Annotated in this window: 15 protein-coding genes and 1 pseudogene; 7 read left to right on the forward strand and 9 right to left on the reverse strand. The window is 52.9% G+C overall.

The window, feature by feature from the left end; genetic code table 11:
- The first annotated feature begins 62 nt into the window (after positions 1 to 62).
- Complete coding sequence (locus FOY93_RS13415) at positions 63 to 1661, forward strand: EAL domain-containing protein (protein WP_133294672.1); 1599 nt, start codon at positions 63 to 65, stop codon at positions 1659 to 1661.
- A gap of 6 nt (positions 1662 to 1667) precedes the next feature.
- Here FOY93_RS13415 and yoaE read toward each other — a convergent pair whose 3' ends face one another.
- Positions 1668 to 3227 carry a CNNM family cation transport protein YoaE gene (gene yoaE / locus FOY93_RS13420; RefSeq protein WP_111964792.1) on the reverse strand — a complete coding sequence of 520 codons (1560 nt, stop codon included), beginning with the start codon at positions 3225 to 3227 and terminating at the stop codon, positions 1668 to 1670.
- A 463-nt stretch (positions 3228 to 3690) separates the two neighbouring features.
- Between yoaE and manX the strand changes: the two genes are divergently transcribed.
- The 5 genes from manX to mntP all read left to right on the forward strand — a co-directional run bounded on the left by manX (position 3691) and on the right by mntP (position 7846).
- On the forward strand, positions 3691 to 4656 hold the full coding sequence (gene manX, locus FOY93_RS13425; RefSeq protein WP_136195766.1) for a PTS mannose transporter subunit IIAB: 966 nt from the start codon (positions 3691 to 3693) through the stop codon (positions 4654 to 4656).
- A 46-nt stretch (positions 4657 to 4702) separates the two neighbouring features.
- Positions 4703 to 5503, forward strand: coding sequence for a PTS mannose transporter subunit IIC (gene manY, locus FOY93_RS13430; RefSeq protein ID WP_008500490.1), 801 nt, complete (start codon positions 4703 to 4705; stop codon positions 5501 to 5503).
- A gap of 12 nt (positions 5504 to 5515) precedes the next feature.
- Positions 5516 to 6367: a PTS mannose transporter subunit IID gene (locus FOY93_RS13435; RefSeq protein ID WP_028018668.1), complete on the forward strand. Its 852-nt coding sequence runs from the start codon at positions 5516 to 5518 to the stop codon at positions 6365 to 6367.
- Between the two features lie 55 nt (positions 6368 to 6422).
- Complete coding sequence (locus FOY93_RS13440) at positions 6423 to 6881, forward strand: DUF986 family protein (RefSeq protein ID WP_111964794.1); 459 nt, start codon at positions 6423 to 6425, stop codon at positions 6879 to 6881.
- Positions 6882 to 7279: 398 nt separating this feature from the next.
- Positions 7280 to 7846: a manganese efflux pump MntP gene (gene mntP / locus FOY93_RS13445; protein WP_127731419.1), complete on the forward strand. Its 567-nt coding sequence runs from the start codon at positions 7280 to 7282 to the stop codon at positions 7844 to 7846.
- On the opposite strand, the gene rlmA is transcribed toward mntP, so the two are convergent.
- From rlmA to mgrB, 7 genes and pseudogenes are all read right to left on the reverse strand, one after another.
- On the reverse strand, positions 7843 to 8658 hold the full coding sequence (gene rlmA / locus FOY93_RS13450) for a 23S rRNA (guanine(745)-N(1))-methyltransferase (RefSeq protein WP_133294675.1): 816 nt from the start codon (positions 8656 to 8658) through the stop codon (positions 7843 to 7845). The genes mntP and rlmA overlap by 4 nt on opposite strands.
- 65 nt (positions 8659 to 8723) lie before the next feature.
- On the reverse strand, positions 8724 to 10430 hold the full coding sequence (ftsI, locus tag FOY93_RS13455) for a peptidoglycan glycosyltransferase FtsI (RefSeq protein WP_143345257.1): 1707 nt from the start codon (positions 10428 to 10430) through the stop codon (positions 8724 to 8726).
- A gap of 231 nt (positions 10431 to 10661) precedes the next feature.
- Positions 10662 to 10871, reverse strand: coding sequence for a transcription antiterminator/RNA stability regulator CspE (gene cspE / locus FOY93_RS13460; RefSeq protein WP_001062678.1), 210 nt, complete (start codon positions 10869 to 10871; stop codon positions 10662 to 10664).
- Positions 10872 to 10884: 13 nt separating this feature from the next.
- Positions 10885 to 11029: pseudogene (locus tag FOY93_RS13465) on the reverse strand (DUF2627 domain-containing protein).
- A 525-nt stretch (positions 11030 to 11554) separates the two neighbouring features.
- Positions 11555 to 12544, reverse strand: coding sequence for an MBL fold metallo-hydrolase (locus FOY93_RS13470; protein WP_143345258.1), 990 nt, complete (start codon positions 12542 to 12544; stop codon positions 11555 to 11557).
- 23 nt (positions 12545 to 12567) lie between these two features.
- On the reverse strand, positions 12568 to 12858 hold the full coding sequence (locus FOY93_RS13475) for a YebO family protein (protein WP_111964798.1): 291 nt from the start codon (positions 12856 to 12858) through the stop codon (positions 12568 to 12570).
- 74 nt (positions 12859 to 12932) lie between these two features.
- Entirely contained in the window at positions 12933 to 13076 is a 144-nt protein-coding gene (gene mgrB / locus FOY93_RS13480) for a PhoP/PhoQ regulatory lipoprotein MgrB (protein WP_013096124.1), read from the reverse strand.
- A 161-nt stretch (positions 13077 to 13237) separates the two neighbouring features.
- Between mgrB and FOY93_RS13485 the strand changes: the two genes are divergently transcribed.
- Positions 13238 to 13477, forward strand: coding sequence for a YobH family protein (locus FOY93_RS13485; RefSeq protein WP_111964799.1), 240 nt, complete (start codon positions 13238 to 13240; stop codon positions 13475 to 13477).
- 61 nt (positions 13478 to 13538) lie between these two features.
- Here FOY93_RS13485 and kdgR read toward each other — a convergent pair whose 3' ends face one another.
- Positions 13539 to 14330 (reverse strand): DNA-binding transcriptional regulator KdgR, encoded by a 792-nt coding sequence (kdgR, locus tag FOY93_RS13490; protein ID WP_111964800.1) that lies wholly within the window; start codon positions 14328 to 14330, stop codon positions 13539 to 13541.
- Positions 14331 to 14359: the final 29 nt, after the last annotated feature.

The raw sequence follows: 14359 nt of genomic DNA on the forward strand, positions 1-14359 counted from the left end.
CCCACTACACTTTCACTGTTGCGTCCGGCTTTTGTGGCTGGTGGCTTATCAGGCGACCGTTCATGCAAACTGCACAAACGATCATTAAAAACTATCGCCGAAAACGCGTTATCGTCTGTGTCACGGTTGCGCTCCTCACGCTCATCCTGACGTTAGGCATTCGCTTTATTTCGCAGCGCAATGTTAACCAACAGCGGATCCTCGATTTTACCAGCCACACCGTTCGCGCCCTTGATAACGTCCTGCTTTCTTTAGAGAACCGCCGCAGCGTGCTGCAGCCCCTGGTGGGGCAGCCCTGCCCGCAGGCGCACCTCGCGCTGCGAAAGCAGGCAGCCATTTTGCAGACGGTACGCTCCATCGCCCTGATTAAAGACGGTATTCTGTACTGCTCGAGTATTTTCGGCAGCCGCAATGTGCCCGTTCGCGACTTCCTGAAAGAATTACCCGCCAGCACAGCGAAGCTGATTTTATCGAGCGACCAGTGGCTGCTTAAGGGTAGCCCGATATTGATCCAGTGGTATCCTGTTTCTCAGGACGGTGAAGCAGGCGTCATCGAGATCATTAATATCGATCTGATCGCCAAAATGATTCTGGAGCCCCAGCGCCCGCTCATCAATGACGTGGCGCTGACCGTAGGCGATCGCTTTCTGCGCTATGGACAACGCGTCAGCGACAGCCTGACGTTTGATAAGGAAGGCTCGCTTTTCCAGCAATCATCAACCCGAAATCCTTTCACCATTACGGTCAGCGGGCCAGGCCCTGGAGAGTTAGCCTTAAAAAGCCTGCCAGCCCAGCTGCCTCTCGGGCTTATGCTGAGCCTGCTGCTGGGCTATCTCGCCTGGCTGGCAACGGCAAACCGGATGAGCTTCACGTGGGAGATCGATATGGGGATTGCGGGCCGGGAATTTGAGCTTTTCTGCCAGCCGCTGGTGAATGCCCGTACCCAGGCGTGCACTGGCGTGGAGATCCTGCTGCGCTGGAATAATCCGCGTCAGGGATGGATCTCTCCGGAAGTGTTTATTCCTCTGGCAGAAGAACATAACCTGATTGTCCCCCTGACCCGCTATGTGATCGCCGAAACGGTGCGCCAGATAGGCTACTTTCCCGCCAGCGCCGGTTTTCACATCGGCCTTAACGTCGCTGCCAGCCATTTCCGTAACGCGGTGTTGATACAGGACCTGAACCGTCTATGGTTCAGCGCCAGTCCGCGCCAGCAGCTGGTGATTGAGCTAACGGAACGGGATGCGCTGCTGGATGCGGATTATCGCATCGTGCGCGAACTGCATCGCAAAGGGGTGAAGCTCGCTATCGACGATTTTGGCACCGGCAACAGCTCTCTCTCCTGGCTTGAAAAGCTGCACCCGGACGTGCTGAAAATTGACCAGTCCTTCACCACCGCCATTGGTACAGACGCCGTGAATTCAACGGTGACGGATATGATTATTGCGCTGGGCCAGCGGCTGAATATTGAACTGGTTGCTGAAGGGGTCGAGACAGAGGAGCAGGCGCGCTATTTGCGCCGCCATGGCGTGCCTGTTCTGCAGGGCTTTTTCTATGCGCGGCCGATGCCGCTACGGGATTTTCCTAAGTGGCTGGCGGGAAGCGCGTCCCCGCCAGCGCATCATAACGGGCACATCGTGCCCTTAATGCCGCTGCGCTAAGCCGGCTTACTCATCTTCGTCGTGGGCAGATTGTTCTTTAACAATACGCACCATATCAACGCGATAGTCGTTGGCTTCAACGATCGTAATGTGCAGCGGCGAAAGCTCGATCACATCTCCGACGCGCGGGATTTGCCCGTTAACCGCGATAACCAGACCGGCAACGGTCGCGATGTCTTCTTCATCGTTGATGACGTTTTCCAGCCCCAGCGTATGCGAGAGCGCGTGCAGGTCGGTGGTACCTTTAACCAGCCAGCCTTCACCGTCGGCAACGATCTCTGGCGTTTCGTCTTCATCCGGGAATTCACCGGCAATCGCTTCCAGCACGTCCAGCGGCGTGACCAGCCCCTGCACCACGCCAAACTCGTTGGTGACGATAACAAAGCTACCGCGAGCGCGGCGCAGCACCCCGAGAAGGTTGATCGGATCCAGCGTTTCCGGTACGACAATCGCAGGCGATGCGGCAGCAACGGCTTCCACGTTGACGCCCTCTTCCAGGGCCACCAGCATCTCTTTCGCCCGCACGACGCCGATGATCTCATCCAGCTCGCCGCGACAAACCGGGAACAGGCTGTGCGGTGAAGAGAGCAGCTGCTGGCGAATTTCATCCACGCTCAGGTTAGCATCGACCCAGCTGATTTCACCGCGCGGCGTCATGATGCCGCGCAGCGAGCGGGAGGCCAGAGAGAGCACGCCGTTAATCATGTAGCGTTCCTGTTCTACAAACGCCCCTTCAGGCACCGGAACCGGGTTGTGGTTTTCGGAATCAGACTGAACGTTCACCTGACGGCGACCGCCCATCAGGCGCAGAATGGCATCTGCGGTACGGGCGCGCAGCGGCTGATTTGACTGCTGCTTAATAAAGTTACGACGCGCAATCTGGTTGAACAGCTCGATCAGGATCGAGAAGCCAATCGCGGCGTACAGGTAGCCTTTTGGAATATGGAAGCCAAAACCTTCCGCCACCAGGCTCAGACCGATCATCAGCAGGAAGCTCAGACACAGCACGACCACCGTCGGATGCTGGTTGACGAAGCGCGTCAGAGGCTTTGAGGCCAGCAGCATGACCGCCATCGCAATGACGACAGCCGCCATCATTACCGGCAGATGATTCACCATGCCGACCGCCGTGATCACCGCATCCAGCGAGAAGACGGCATCAAGCACCACAATCTGCAGCACTACCACCCAGAAGCTGGCATAACCTTTACCGTGCCCATCATCGTGCTGACGGTTTTCCAGCCGCTCGTGTAGCTCCGTCGTCGCTTTGAAAAGCAGGAATATCCCCCCGATCAGCATGATTAAATCACGCCCTGAGAAGGTGTAATCCATGACGGAGAACAGCGGTTTGGTCAACGTGACCATCCAGGAGATGACGGAGAGCAGTCCCAGTCGCATGACCAGCGCCAGCGAGAGACCAATCAGACGCGCTTTATCACGCTGTTTTGGCGGCAGTTTGTCCGCAAGGATGGCGATAAACACCAGGTTATCAATGCCGAGAACAATCTCGAGCACTACCAGCGTGAGCAATCCCACCCAGATTGACGGGTCCATTAAGAATTCCATGACAAGCTCCTGCTAAAGGAATGACGAAACGGTGCCCCACTCAACGTGGGCAAAACAGAGGTAGACAGAGTCGATACGTGGCGAGGATCGCCGGTGAATAAGGCGCGAAATGGCCTGGCAGATGACTGACGTCGGTGACGGTCCATATAGTGGGCTGTAGCCCTATACTCCTGAACAATTAAACGGAGGCTAAACATATCAGAGACAATGTGTTTTTAGCAAAGATTTACGTTCCTTTGCAAAGTTCTGTAACACAGCGGCTTTACTCTACGGATAAATCTCTAACGCGAGGCTAAATTACGGATCTTCATCACATAAATTATTTTTTCACTATCTAAAATAATTCGCGGAAGTCTTAGTTTTTTTGAACTCTAACCCTTATCTGAATCGATTCGGTTCGCCAATACGATTCTCAGTACGGCTGCCTGGCAGGCGTATTAATGATAATAAAAGGAGGTAGCAAGTGACCATTGCTATTGTCATAGGCACACATGGTTGGGCTGCTGAGCAGCTACTCAAAACGGCAGAGATGCTGTTGGGCGAGCAGGAAAACGTCGGCTGGATCGATTTCGTTCCCGGTGAAAACGCCGAGACGCTGATAGAGAAGTACAACGCTCAGCTCGCGAAGCTGGATACCAGCAAAGGCGTGCTGTTTCTCGTTGATACATGGGGCGGCAGCCCGTTCAATGCCGCCAGCCGCATTGTCGTCGATAAAGAGCACTATGAAGTTGTCGCCGGGGTCAATATTCCCATGCTGGTGGAAACCCTCATGGCGCGAGACGACAATCCGTCCTTCGATGAGCTGGTTGCGCTGGCCGTTGAAACCGGTCGCGAAGGGGTAAAAGCCCTGAAAGCACAGCCGGTTGAAAAACCTGCCCCTGCGCCTGCTGCGGCACCAAAAGCAGCTGCACCGGCAAAACCAATGGGCCCGAACGATTACATGGTGATCGGCCTTGCGCGTATTGATGACCGCTTAATCCACGGTCAGGTTGCCACGCGCTGGACCAAAGAGACCAACGTTCGACGCATCATCGTGGTCAGCGACGAAGTGGCCGCCGATACCGTACGTAAAACCCTTCTGACTCAGGTTGCTCCTCCTGGCGTTACCGCGCACGTCGTGGATGTCGCCAAGATGATTCGCGTTTACAACAACCCGAAATACGCGGGCGAACGCGTGATGCTCCTGTTCACTAACCCGACAGACGTTGAGCGCATTGTTGAAGGCGGCGTGAAAATCACCTCCGTGAACATTGGTGGTATGGCATTCCGTCAGGGCAAAACGCAGGTCAACAACGCCATTTCAGTCGATGCGAAAGATATCGAGGCATTCAACAAGCTGAATGCGCGCGGTATTGAACTGGAAGCCCGTAAGGTTTCCACGGATCAAAAACTGAAAATGATGGATTTGATCGGCAAAGTTGGGAAATAAGCCCCCGCCGGTTCTCATATAAAGTTTATGTAATAGGAGAAGTGCAATGGAGATTACCACTCTTCAGATTGTGCTGGTGTTCGTGGTCGCATGTATTGCGGGTATGGAATCCGTACTTGATGAATTTCAGTTCCACCGTCCTCTGGTGGCCTGTACGCTGATTGGGGCCGTTCTGGGTGACATGAAAACCGGTATCATCATCGGTGGTACCCTGGAAATGATCGCCTTGGGCTGGATGAACATCGGTGCGGCGGTTGCGCCCGATGCCGCGCTGGCCTCTATCATTTCTACCGTTCTGGTTATTGCCGGTCACCAGAGTATTGGTGCAGGTATCGCCCTGGCGATCCCGCTGGCAGCCGCAGGCCAGGTGCTGACTATCATCGTTCGTACTATCACCGTTGCCTTCCAGCACGCGGCGGATAAGGCGGCCGAAAACGGCAACCTCACGGCACTGTCGTGGATCCACGTTTCATCCCTGTTCCTGCAGGCGATGCGTATCGCGATCCCGGCGGTTATCGTGGCGATCTCTGTCGGTACCAGCGAAGTGCAGAGCATGCTGAACGCCATTCCTGAAGTGGTCACCGGCGGTCTGAATATCGCGGGCGGTATGATCGTGGTCGTCGGTTATGCGATGGTCATCAACATGATGCGGGCAGGCTACCTGATGCCGTTCTTCTACCTCGGCTTCGTGACCGCTGCCTTCACCAACTTCAACCTGGTTGCACTGGGTGTTATTGGTGCGGTAATGGCGATTCTCTACATCCAGCTCAGCCCGAAATATAACCGCGTCGCGGGTGCCCCAGCGCAGGCTGCTGGTAACAACGATCTCGATAACGAACTGGACTAACAGGTGAGCGAAATGGTTGATATGACAAAAACTACCACCGAGAAAAAACTCACTCCGGGTGATATTCGTGGCGTGTTCATCCGTTCTAACCTGTTTCAGGGTTCATGGAACTTCGAACGTATGCAGGCGCTCGGCTTCTGCTTCTCCATGGTTCCGGCGATCAAACGCCTGTATCCGGAAAACAACGAAGCGCGCCGTCAGGCGATCAAGCGTCACCTGGAATTCTTTAACACTCATCCTTACGTTGCGGCTCCGGTTCTGGGCGTAACGCTGGCGATGGAAGAACAGCGTGCAAACGGCGCAGAGATCGACGATGGTGCCATCAACGGTATTAAAGTCGGCCTGATGGGTCCGCTGGCCGGTGTCGGTGACCCTATCTTCTGGGGTACCGTGCGTCCGGTCTTCGCAGCGCTGGGGGCAGGTATCGCGATGAGCGGCAGCCTGCTTGGCCCACTGCTGTTCTTCATCCTGTTTAACGCCGTGCGTCTGCTGACCCGTTACTACGGTGTGGCCTACGGCTACCGTAAAGGGGTGGACATCGTTAAGGACATGGGCGGCGGCTTCCTGCAGAAACTGACTGAGGGGGCGTCAATCCTGGGCCTGTTTGTCATGGGAGCACTGGTTAACAAGTGGACGCACGTGAACATCCCACTGGTGGTATCGACAATCACCGGTCAGGATGGTCAGACCCGCGTCACCACCGTGCAGACGATTCTGGATCAGCTGATGCCGGGCCTGGTGCCGCTGCTGTTAACCTTCGCCTGCATGTGGCTGCTGCGTAAGAAAGTGAACCCGCTGTGGATTATCGTTGGCTTCTTCATCATCGGTATCGCGGGCTACGCTGTCGGCCTGCTGGGTCTCTAAGTTTCAACGCTATTGGCCGGGGGCTTGCCCCCGGTTTTTTTTATCTGGAGGATGAATGACTGTCACGGACATCGTACTGGTTCTATTTATTGCTGCCCTTCTGGCTTACGCGATCTATGACGAGTTCATCATGCCGCGCCGTCACGGCGAGACGCTGCTCTCCCTTCCCCTTCTGCGACGCGGGCGCGTGGATGCGTTTATCTTCGCGGGTCTCATCGTTATTCTTATTTACAATAACGTCACCAGCCATGGTGCAATATTAACCACATGGTTATTATGTGCGCTGGCATTAATGGCTGTTTATCTGTTCTGGATCCGTACGCCGAAAATCATTTTTAAATCACGCGGATTTTTCTTCGCCAATGTATGGATAGAATATAACCGTATTAAAGAGATGAATTTGTCGGAAGACGGCGTGCTGGTGATGCAATTAGAACAACGCCGCCTGCTTATTCGGGTGAAGAATATTGACGATCTGGAAAAGATATACAATTTACTCCTGAAAACTCAATAGCTTAGATATATAGCAACGGCTATATTCTGCGTTTGTCTTGTGCAAGAAATATAGCCGTTGCTATATCCCATTCGTTAATTTGATCTCTATTTGTTAACGATATCTTCACGCTTAAAGACAAATGAAAATCGTTATCAACAAACGTTTTAAATAATGCCTCCTCATTGTTGTTTTATATTCTCAAAATATGTTAAGGTTGCGCCCGTCGTTGGGGAGTAGCCGATTTCCTGTTTACAGGAAATGTACGTGTCAACATACTCGTTGAAAAACGTGGCGCGTACGGATCGCTTACTGCACATCTTATGTGCATTGGGATCAGGCGAGACCATAGATACATCAACTGCTGTTTACTGGGGGCAGTGATGTGTCATATGGATATCCCCGGTCTGGACGCTGTTATGAATATCTCCGCTACGATCCTCCTCGCTTTTGGCATGTCCATGGACGCATTTGCTGCATCCATCGGAAAAGGCGCCACGCTTCACAAACCTAAATTCTCAGAAGCCCTGCGTACCGGCCTGATTTTTGGTGCGATCGAAACGCTGACCCCGCTTATCGGCTGGGGACTTGGCATGCTCGCCAGCCAGTTCGTGCTGGAGTGGAACCACTGGATTGCCTTCGTCCTGCTGGTGTTCCTCGGAGGCCGAATGGTCATTGAAGGTTTTCGCGGCGGTGATGAAGATGACGAGGAGCCGCAGCAGCGCCACGGATTCTGGCTACTGGTCACCACGGCAATTGCCACCAGCCTTGATGCGATGGCCGTCGGTGTCGGTCTGGCATTCCTGCAGGTCAATATTATCGCCACCGCGCTGGCCATTGGCTGTGCAACCCTGATTATGTCCACGCTGGGCATGATGGTCGGACGGTTTATCGGCCCGTTGTTGGGTAAACGCGCAGAGATCCTGGGCGGGATTGTGCTCATTGGCATTGGTGCCCAGATCCTCTGGGCACACTTCGCCGGTTAATCTTCGCGCTGCCAGACGTGGATGCTGAAATCCGTCTGGCAGTGAAATATTGTGTGTGCAGCTAACGTTCCCCATACTTCCGGTTTTGCCCGCCATGCGAACGGCGTCATCTGCAGCAACGCGGTGGCCTCTTCCCCTGTGAGCGACATATCATACGCCACGGTTTGCTCCTGCTTCAGGCTAAAACCGGCCAGCTGTTCAGAATGAGGGGCATGCAGACGTACTTCGTCGTAGATCAGACCTTTCAGCTCCATCAGATGGCGCGGGCCCGGCGTCACGGTGATAACCCATCCGCCCGGTTTCACCACGCGAGCCAGTTCTTCCGCTTTGCAGGGCGCGTAAATGCGGATAACAGCATCCATGCTGGCATCATCAAACGGCAGTCGGTGGCTGGATGCCACGCAGAACATCACTTCCGCGTAACGCTTTGCCGCCGCACGAATGGCCACTTTCGACACGTCCAGACCGAATGTGTTTAGACCCTTATCACGGGCAACCTCTGCAAATCGTGCGGTGTAGTACCCTTCCCCACAGCCGATATCCAGCACGGCGGTGGCTGAAGCAGGCAGTATGTCATTCACCATATGCGCGACGGCCTCCCGCAGCGGCAGATAGTGCCCGGCATCAAGAAACGCGCGACGCGCCTGCATCATCTCTGCACTGTCGCCTGGATCGCGGGAACGCTTATGCTGCACCGGCAAAAGATTCACATAGCCTTCTTTTGCCATATCAAACTGATGCCCCTGCGGACAGGTATAACTTTTATCTGAGTGCGTCAGGGGCGCGTGGCAAAGAGGACAGCTGAAGGACATGGTGACTCCGGAGCATAATCAAAGGGCGAAGTGTACCGCTATTCGCCCTGGTTATAAACGCCCGGTTAACGCATAACGATCAGGTGATCGGAACCCGCCGGTAGCCCGTCAGGTTTCACATTTTCCAGACGCAGCACGTTACCCATAATTTCACTGAAGACAGGCGCGGAGACGGCCCCGCCGTAGTAGGCGCCATTTTGCGGATCGTTAATGACCACCACCAGGGCAAATCGCGGATCGCTGGCAGGCGCAACGCCGGCAGTATAGGCGACGTATTTATCGACGTACTTCCCGCTATCGTCAATTTTCTTCGCCGTACCGGTTTTCACCGCCACCCGGTAATCACGAACGGCCGCCTTCACGCCCCCGCCGCCGGGCAGCGCGACGCTCTCCATCATGTGCTCCACCTCGTGCGCAATCTCTTCCGGCATGACGCGGTGCCCGATAACGGGTGGATCGATACGCGTAATCGAAAGAGGTCGCTCGAGCCCGAAGCCGCCAATCGTGGCGTAGACGTGAGCCAGCTGGAGCGGCGTTACCATCAGCCCGTAGCCGAAGGCAAAGGTCGCCCGGTCGAGCTGACTCCAGTATTTACGCTGGGGCAGTAGCCCCGCGCTCTCCCCCGTTAAGCCAAGCCCCGTATTCGTACCAAAACCAAAGTTTCGATAGGTATCAATAAGATGCTGGACAGGCATCGCCAGCGAAAGTCGGGACACGCCGGTGTCGCTCGATTTTTGCAGGATCCCGGTCATCGTCAGTTCAGGATAATAGCCCACATCGCGGATACGATGCCCGTCAAGGGTATACGGATGAGTGTCAATCACGCTGTCGGGCTGAACCAGACCCTGCTGCAGGGCCGTCATCAGTACCAGCGGCTTGACGGTCGAACCGGGCTCGAACGTGTCGCTGATCGCGCGGTTGCGAAAATCATTTATCGTCGCACCTTCCCGATTATTGGGATTGAAATCTGGATAGCTCGCCATCGCGAGTATTTCCCCGGTTGGGATATTGATGAGTACCGATGCTCCCGACTCGGCCTTGTTCCAGGCCACGGCATTATCGAGCGCATCTTCAGTAATGGTCTGCAGCCGCTCGTCAATACTCAACTGAATGTTATGCGCTGGCGAGGGTGCCACTTCCGTCAGGTTTTCAACCACGCGACCGTAGCGGTCTTCCCTTACCTGCCGAACTCCGGCCTTGCCGATCAGCTGCGCGTTAAAGCTTTTTTCCACGCCTTCAATGCCCTGCCCGTCAATATTGGTGAAGCCAATCAGGTTCGCTGCCACATGGCCTGCAGGATAAAAACGGCGGGATTCATCACGTAAATTGATGCCGGGCAGATTCAGCTTATCGATCCACTTTGCCTGTGCGGGATCGACCTGGCGGGCAAGATAAATAAAACGCCCCTGCGGGTTGGCGTTAATTCGCGCCGAGAGTGTGCCCAGGGAGAGATGCAGCGCATTTGCCAACGCCTGCCAGCGTTCATCAACGCCAACTCCCCCTTTTGCCAGCACCGTTTTAGGATCGGCCCAGACGGCCCGGACGGGCACGCTCACCGCCAGGGGTCGACCTGCGCGATCCATTATCATGCCGCGCGGCGCATCAATCGTCAGCTGGCGGAGGGATCGCATATCTTCCTGCTTTACCAGATTGTCAGGCTTGATGATTTGCAGCCAGGCAACACGGCCCAGCAAAAAAGCCAGACTACAAAAAATCGCTAAGCAGAGCAGTGCAAAACGCGCCGGCGTGAAATTGCCAGCGGTCGTAATCATTTTCTTCTTCACCTGAACCCCAGGACTGTAAAACAACGCCCTGATTTAACGGGAAAAGATGCGTTATGGGTGGCAAAACAGTGCTACTAACCTCGCAGCTTTGCAACAAGTTACTAACAAGACCGCGAATGGTAATATTTTGAAAGATAAGGGACATAAAAAAGCCCCGCGGTATGCGAGGCTTTATGTCTGAGAGTGAAGTGCTAAGCGCTTCAGTCAGCAGCGGTTCGATCAGATAGCAGTTACGTTAACTGCAGCTGGGCCTTTCTGGCCGTCCTGAATTTCGAACTCAACGTTCTGGCCTTCAGCCAGAGTTTTGAAGCCGTTACCCTGGATTGCAGAGAAGTGTACGAACACGTCTTTGCTGCCGTCAGCAGGAGTAATGAAACCAAAACCTTTAGACTCGTTGAACCACTTAACTTGACCTTTAATCTTTGCCATTTTGCAAAATTCCTTAGAGTGTTTTCTTAGCCCGCAGGCATTAACTGAGATAAAACTGAGACATTACTGCATGAGGCACTAATATAAGGTTCGGCAGAGAAGCGGTATTCAACGACAACGTGTTTACTCAGGACTTCTTTACTGAAAATGCCACACATAAACAGAACTGTACCTCGTTTGACCCAAAACGTGTTATCACACACTATGTTTAATATGGCAAGCCATTTTTAAACATGTCTCGATCCGCCGCACAAATTCGAACAGTGCCTGTCAGGTTTTGCACAATTATGCGCATCATGTACAGACAGCCCTGCTGCGTAACAAAGACCCAGCATTGCTTGCACAACCGCTGTAATCTAAGACTTTTTTAACATAGCTCAATCATTACGAACCGTCCAGCAACCGGGAAAAGAAATCTTACGTCTTGATTGAGTTAGAACAATTTGTGAAAACTTATGCTTAAATCATTGTAACGCGACCAAATTGTTTCAGAGAAAAAACACTGTTAAAAAACCACTTCCGTCTGTATTAAAATGCACCAGTTAATAAACAGCGTTATGCACCAAAATAATGAAATTTTTATGACTCTGCATCAAAAGAAGGCAAGCAAAACGTTTCGATAAAAATAAAACATTCCTGCGAGCGTTTACATCAAGAATATATGCAACAATTTAACGCTTGGTTTATAAGGATAAATATTCACCAATTTTCAGTATCCTGAAAGAATGATTAACTGGTGCTAAATTATCGAGCGCGTTAGTTAACTCCTGCACAGGTTCATCTAGCGCTTCATCTGCCAGTTCAAATACGCCCCAGTGGATGGGAAACGTCAGTGGACAGCCCAGCTGCTGCCACAATGCCACCGCAGATTGCGGATCCATATGATGGACAGCCATGAACCATCGTGGGGCATAGGCACCAATCGGTAAGGCGGCAGCATCTATCTGGCCCAGGCGTTCAGGAATCAACAACAGCTCAGGTGAATAGCCGGTATCACCGCTGAACCAGAAACGGTGATGCCGTCCTTCCATCACCCAGCCGCACCACAAGGAACGATTGCGGTTCCATGGCGTGCGCATGCTCCAGTGCTGTGCCGGTACGGCGGTCAGCGTCATCCCCTGCCAGGTGAAACTCTGCCACCAGTCAAGCTCAACTACGCGCTTTGTTCCCCGACGACGAAACCAGTCTCCCAGACCCAGGGGAACAAAAACACTAACGTCGGGAAAGCGCTTGAGAATTCGGCGAATGGTCGCGTCATCAAGATGATCGTAATGATTATGGGAGATGACGACCGCATCAAGCTGATGAAGTTGCTCGACAGACAGTACGGGAGGCGTTTTGCGCTGTGGTCCCAGGAAAGGGAGCGGAGAAGCGCGCCGTGAAAACACCGGATCGGTAAGGATGATATTACCGTCCAGCTGCAGCAACACGCTCGCGTGTCCGAGCCACCACACCCCATCTCCATGAGGTTGCGTGAGCTCTACAGGTTGCCACCAATGTTGGATAAAATCTTCATAACCCAGCGCAGGTGGTTTCGGTAAACCGGCCTCTTTACGCGCTTTACGCCAACGGTCAATGTCGCCGGGTTGATGTCCGACAGGGAGAATATTACGAAAACCGTTCGGGGTATGATGTTTCAGGGAGGGGTCATACCAGGGGTTTTTCCAGACCACAGCCACCTCCCAGGACAAAAAGATTAACGCTCAGCCACCAGGCGGATAAAGTCATCTTCGTCTTTGTTTTCTTCGACGACCGCGTCTTTCGGCGCGTCTTTCTCTTCCGGTTCGTTAGCCTCACACAGACGACGGAGCAGCGCATTCTGACGTTTTTGCTGATCGAGCAGCGCTTCCAGCAGTTCGATCTGCTCGTTAGTCCGGGAGCTGGCTCGGTTCACGAAAAACCAAATGACCAGACCCACGAGCAGAACAACCAAAGAAATCATCAGGGATGCTATATTCAGCAGCCCTGAATTCAGTAACTCACCCATTTCACCACCTCAATAAAAACGTCTATTTTACCACTGGCGCGAAGGAAGGAAATCACGTTGAGAAAAAATGTCTCTTACCACGGAATAAACTTGTTGATTGCGCAAACGCCGCTAAAAAACTGTACATCCTGATCGCACATCACATTGATCGTCTGCGTCCATAACACCACGCACGCGATCAGCACGATAACCAGAATCACCCAGCGTATTTTTTTCACTCCACACTCCGTCTTAAAACCTGATGCAGCGAGGTTATCACGCTTATCTTAAACAAGGACTAACTATGCCTCTATCACGCTTTTTTTCAGAATCATGCACTTGTTTCATCACGTAAACACATTACGCTAGCATTACGATAACAACGATAAAAGAGGTAATGATGCGCTTTATTGTTCGAACAATTATTGTACTCGCCCTTGTCTGGATTGGCCTTCTGTTATCGGGCTATGGCGTGCTCGTGGGGAGCACCGAAAACGCAGCCGGGTTAGGCATTCAGTGTAAATATTTAACAGCACAAGGAATGAGCACAGCCCAGTATCTGCATACTGACAGCGGGATCGTTGGCTTAACCCACTGCCCTGTACTGCGTAAAACATCCGTCGTGATTGATAATGGCTAATCAGTCTGATTATGATGAAAAAAAACGCCGCATCAGATGCGGCTTTTTTTCCGAAGAGGGATTAAAACGGGTATTCGTGATATCCCATCTGTGCAGAAATTTTACGTGCGGCAGTGTGCAGAATAGCCACATACTCATGCAAACGCTCTTCGGAGAAGCGTAAAGTCGGGAAGGAGATACTTAAGCCCGCAATCACCACGCCAAAGCGGTCAAACACCGGAACGCCGATGCAGCGCAGCCCTTCTTCCTGCTCTTCATTATCTTCGCCATACCCCTGCTCGCGTACGTGATCCAACACCGTTAAAAGCGCGTCTGTGCTGGTAATGGTTCGTGAGGTACTTTGCTTGTATTCCACCCCTTCGAGGATCTGCTTCACTTCCTCACGATCGCGCCACGCCAGCAGAACCTTACCAATCGCGGTACTGTAGAGTGGGTTGCGACGACCAATGCGCGAATACATGCGCAGATTGTACATGGAGTCGATTTTATGGATGTAAACAATGCTGTCTTCATCCAGCGCACCGAGATGGATGGTCTCTTTAGTCAGACGAGAGATTTCGCGCATCTGAATATCAGCGCTGCGGATCAGGTCAACATTTTGTAGCGCGCGGGCACCCAGCTCAAACAGCTTCAGCGTCAGAGAATATTTTTCAGATTCGCCTTCCTGGGCGACATAGCCCAGCGACTTCATGGTTTGCAAAAAGCGATATACGGTGCTTTTAGACATCATCACGCGCTGCGACAACTCTGTAATACCTATTTCACGCTCTTCTCCCAGCGCCTGTAAGATGCCAAACACCTTCAGCACGGAAGAAACAGAATCTGGCTGTTTATCCAAATCCGCAATAGCCATTTACCACCTCATAGAGAGTGTTTTATAAA

Origin of the sequence: Enterobacter sp. 18A13 (assembly GCF_007035975.1) — a bacterium.
GTDB classification, from domain to species: Bacteria; Pseudomonadota; Gammaproteobacteria; order Enterobacterales; family Enterobacteriaceae; genus Enterobacter; species Enterobacter vonholyi.

Bases quoted from the DNA above. Each gene is read 5' to 3' on its own strand.
- FOY93_RS13415 (WP_133294672.1), top strand. From the start codon at position 63: ATGCAAACTGCACAAACGATCATTAAAAACTATCGCCGAAAACGCGTT.
- yoaE (WP_111964792.1), bottom strand. From the start codon at position 3,227: ATGGAATTCTTAATGGACCCGTCAATCTGGGTGGGATTGCTCACGCTG.
- manY (WP_008500490.1), top strand. From the start codon at position 4,703: ATGGAGATTACCACTCTTCAGATTGTGCTGGTGTTCGTGGTCGCATGT.
- FOY93_RS13435 (WP_028018668.1), top strand. From the start codon at position 5,516: ATGGTTGATATGACAAAAACTACCACCGAGAAAAAACTCACTCCGGGT.
- FOY93_RS13440 (WP_111964794.1), top strand. From the start codon at position 6,423: ATGACTGTCACGGACATCGTACTGGTTCTATTTATTGCTGCCCTTCTG.
- mntP (WP_127731419.1), top strand. From the start codon at position 7,280: ATGAATATCTCCGCTACGATCCTCCTCGCTTTTGGCATGTCCATGGAC.
- rlmA (WP_133294675.1), bottom strand. From the start codon at position 8,658: ATGTCCTTCAGCTGTCCTCTTTGCCACGCGCCCCTGACGCACTCAGAT.
- ftsI (WP_143345257.1), bottom strand. From the start codon at position 10,430: ATGATTACGACCGCTGGCAATTTCACGCCGGCGCGTTTTGCACTGCTC.
- cspE (WP_001062678.1), bottom strand. From the start codon at position 10,871: ATGGCAAAGATTAAAGGTCAAGTTAAGTGGTTCAACGAGTCTAAAGGT.
- FOY93_RS13475 (WP_111964798.1), bottom strand. From the start codon at position 12,858: ATGGGTGAGTTACTGAATTCAGGGCTGCTGAATATAGCATCCCTGATG.
- FOY93_RS13485 (WP_111964799.1), top strand. From the start codon at position 13,238: ATGCGCTTTATTGTTCGAACAATTATTGTACTCGCCCTTGTCTGGATT.
- kdgR (WP_111964800.1), bottom strand. From the start codon at position 14,330: ATGGCTATTGCGGATTTGGATAAACAGCCAGATTCTGTTTCTTCCGTG.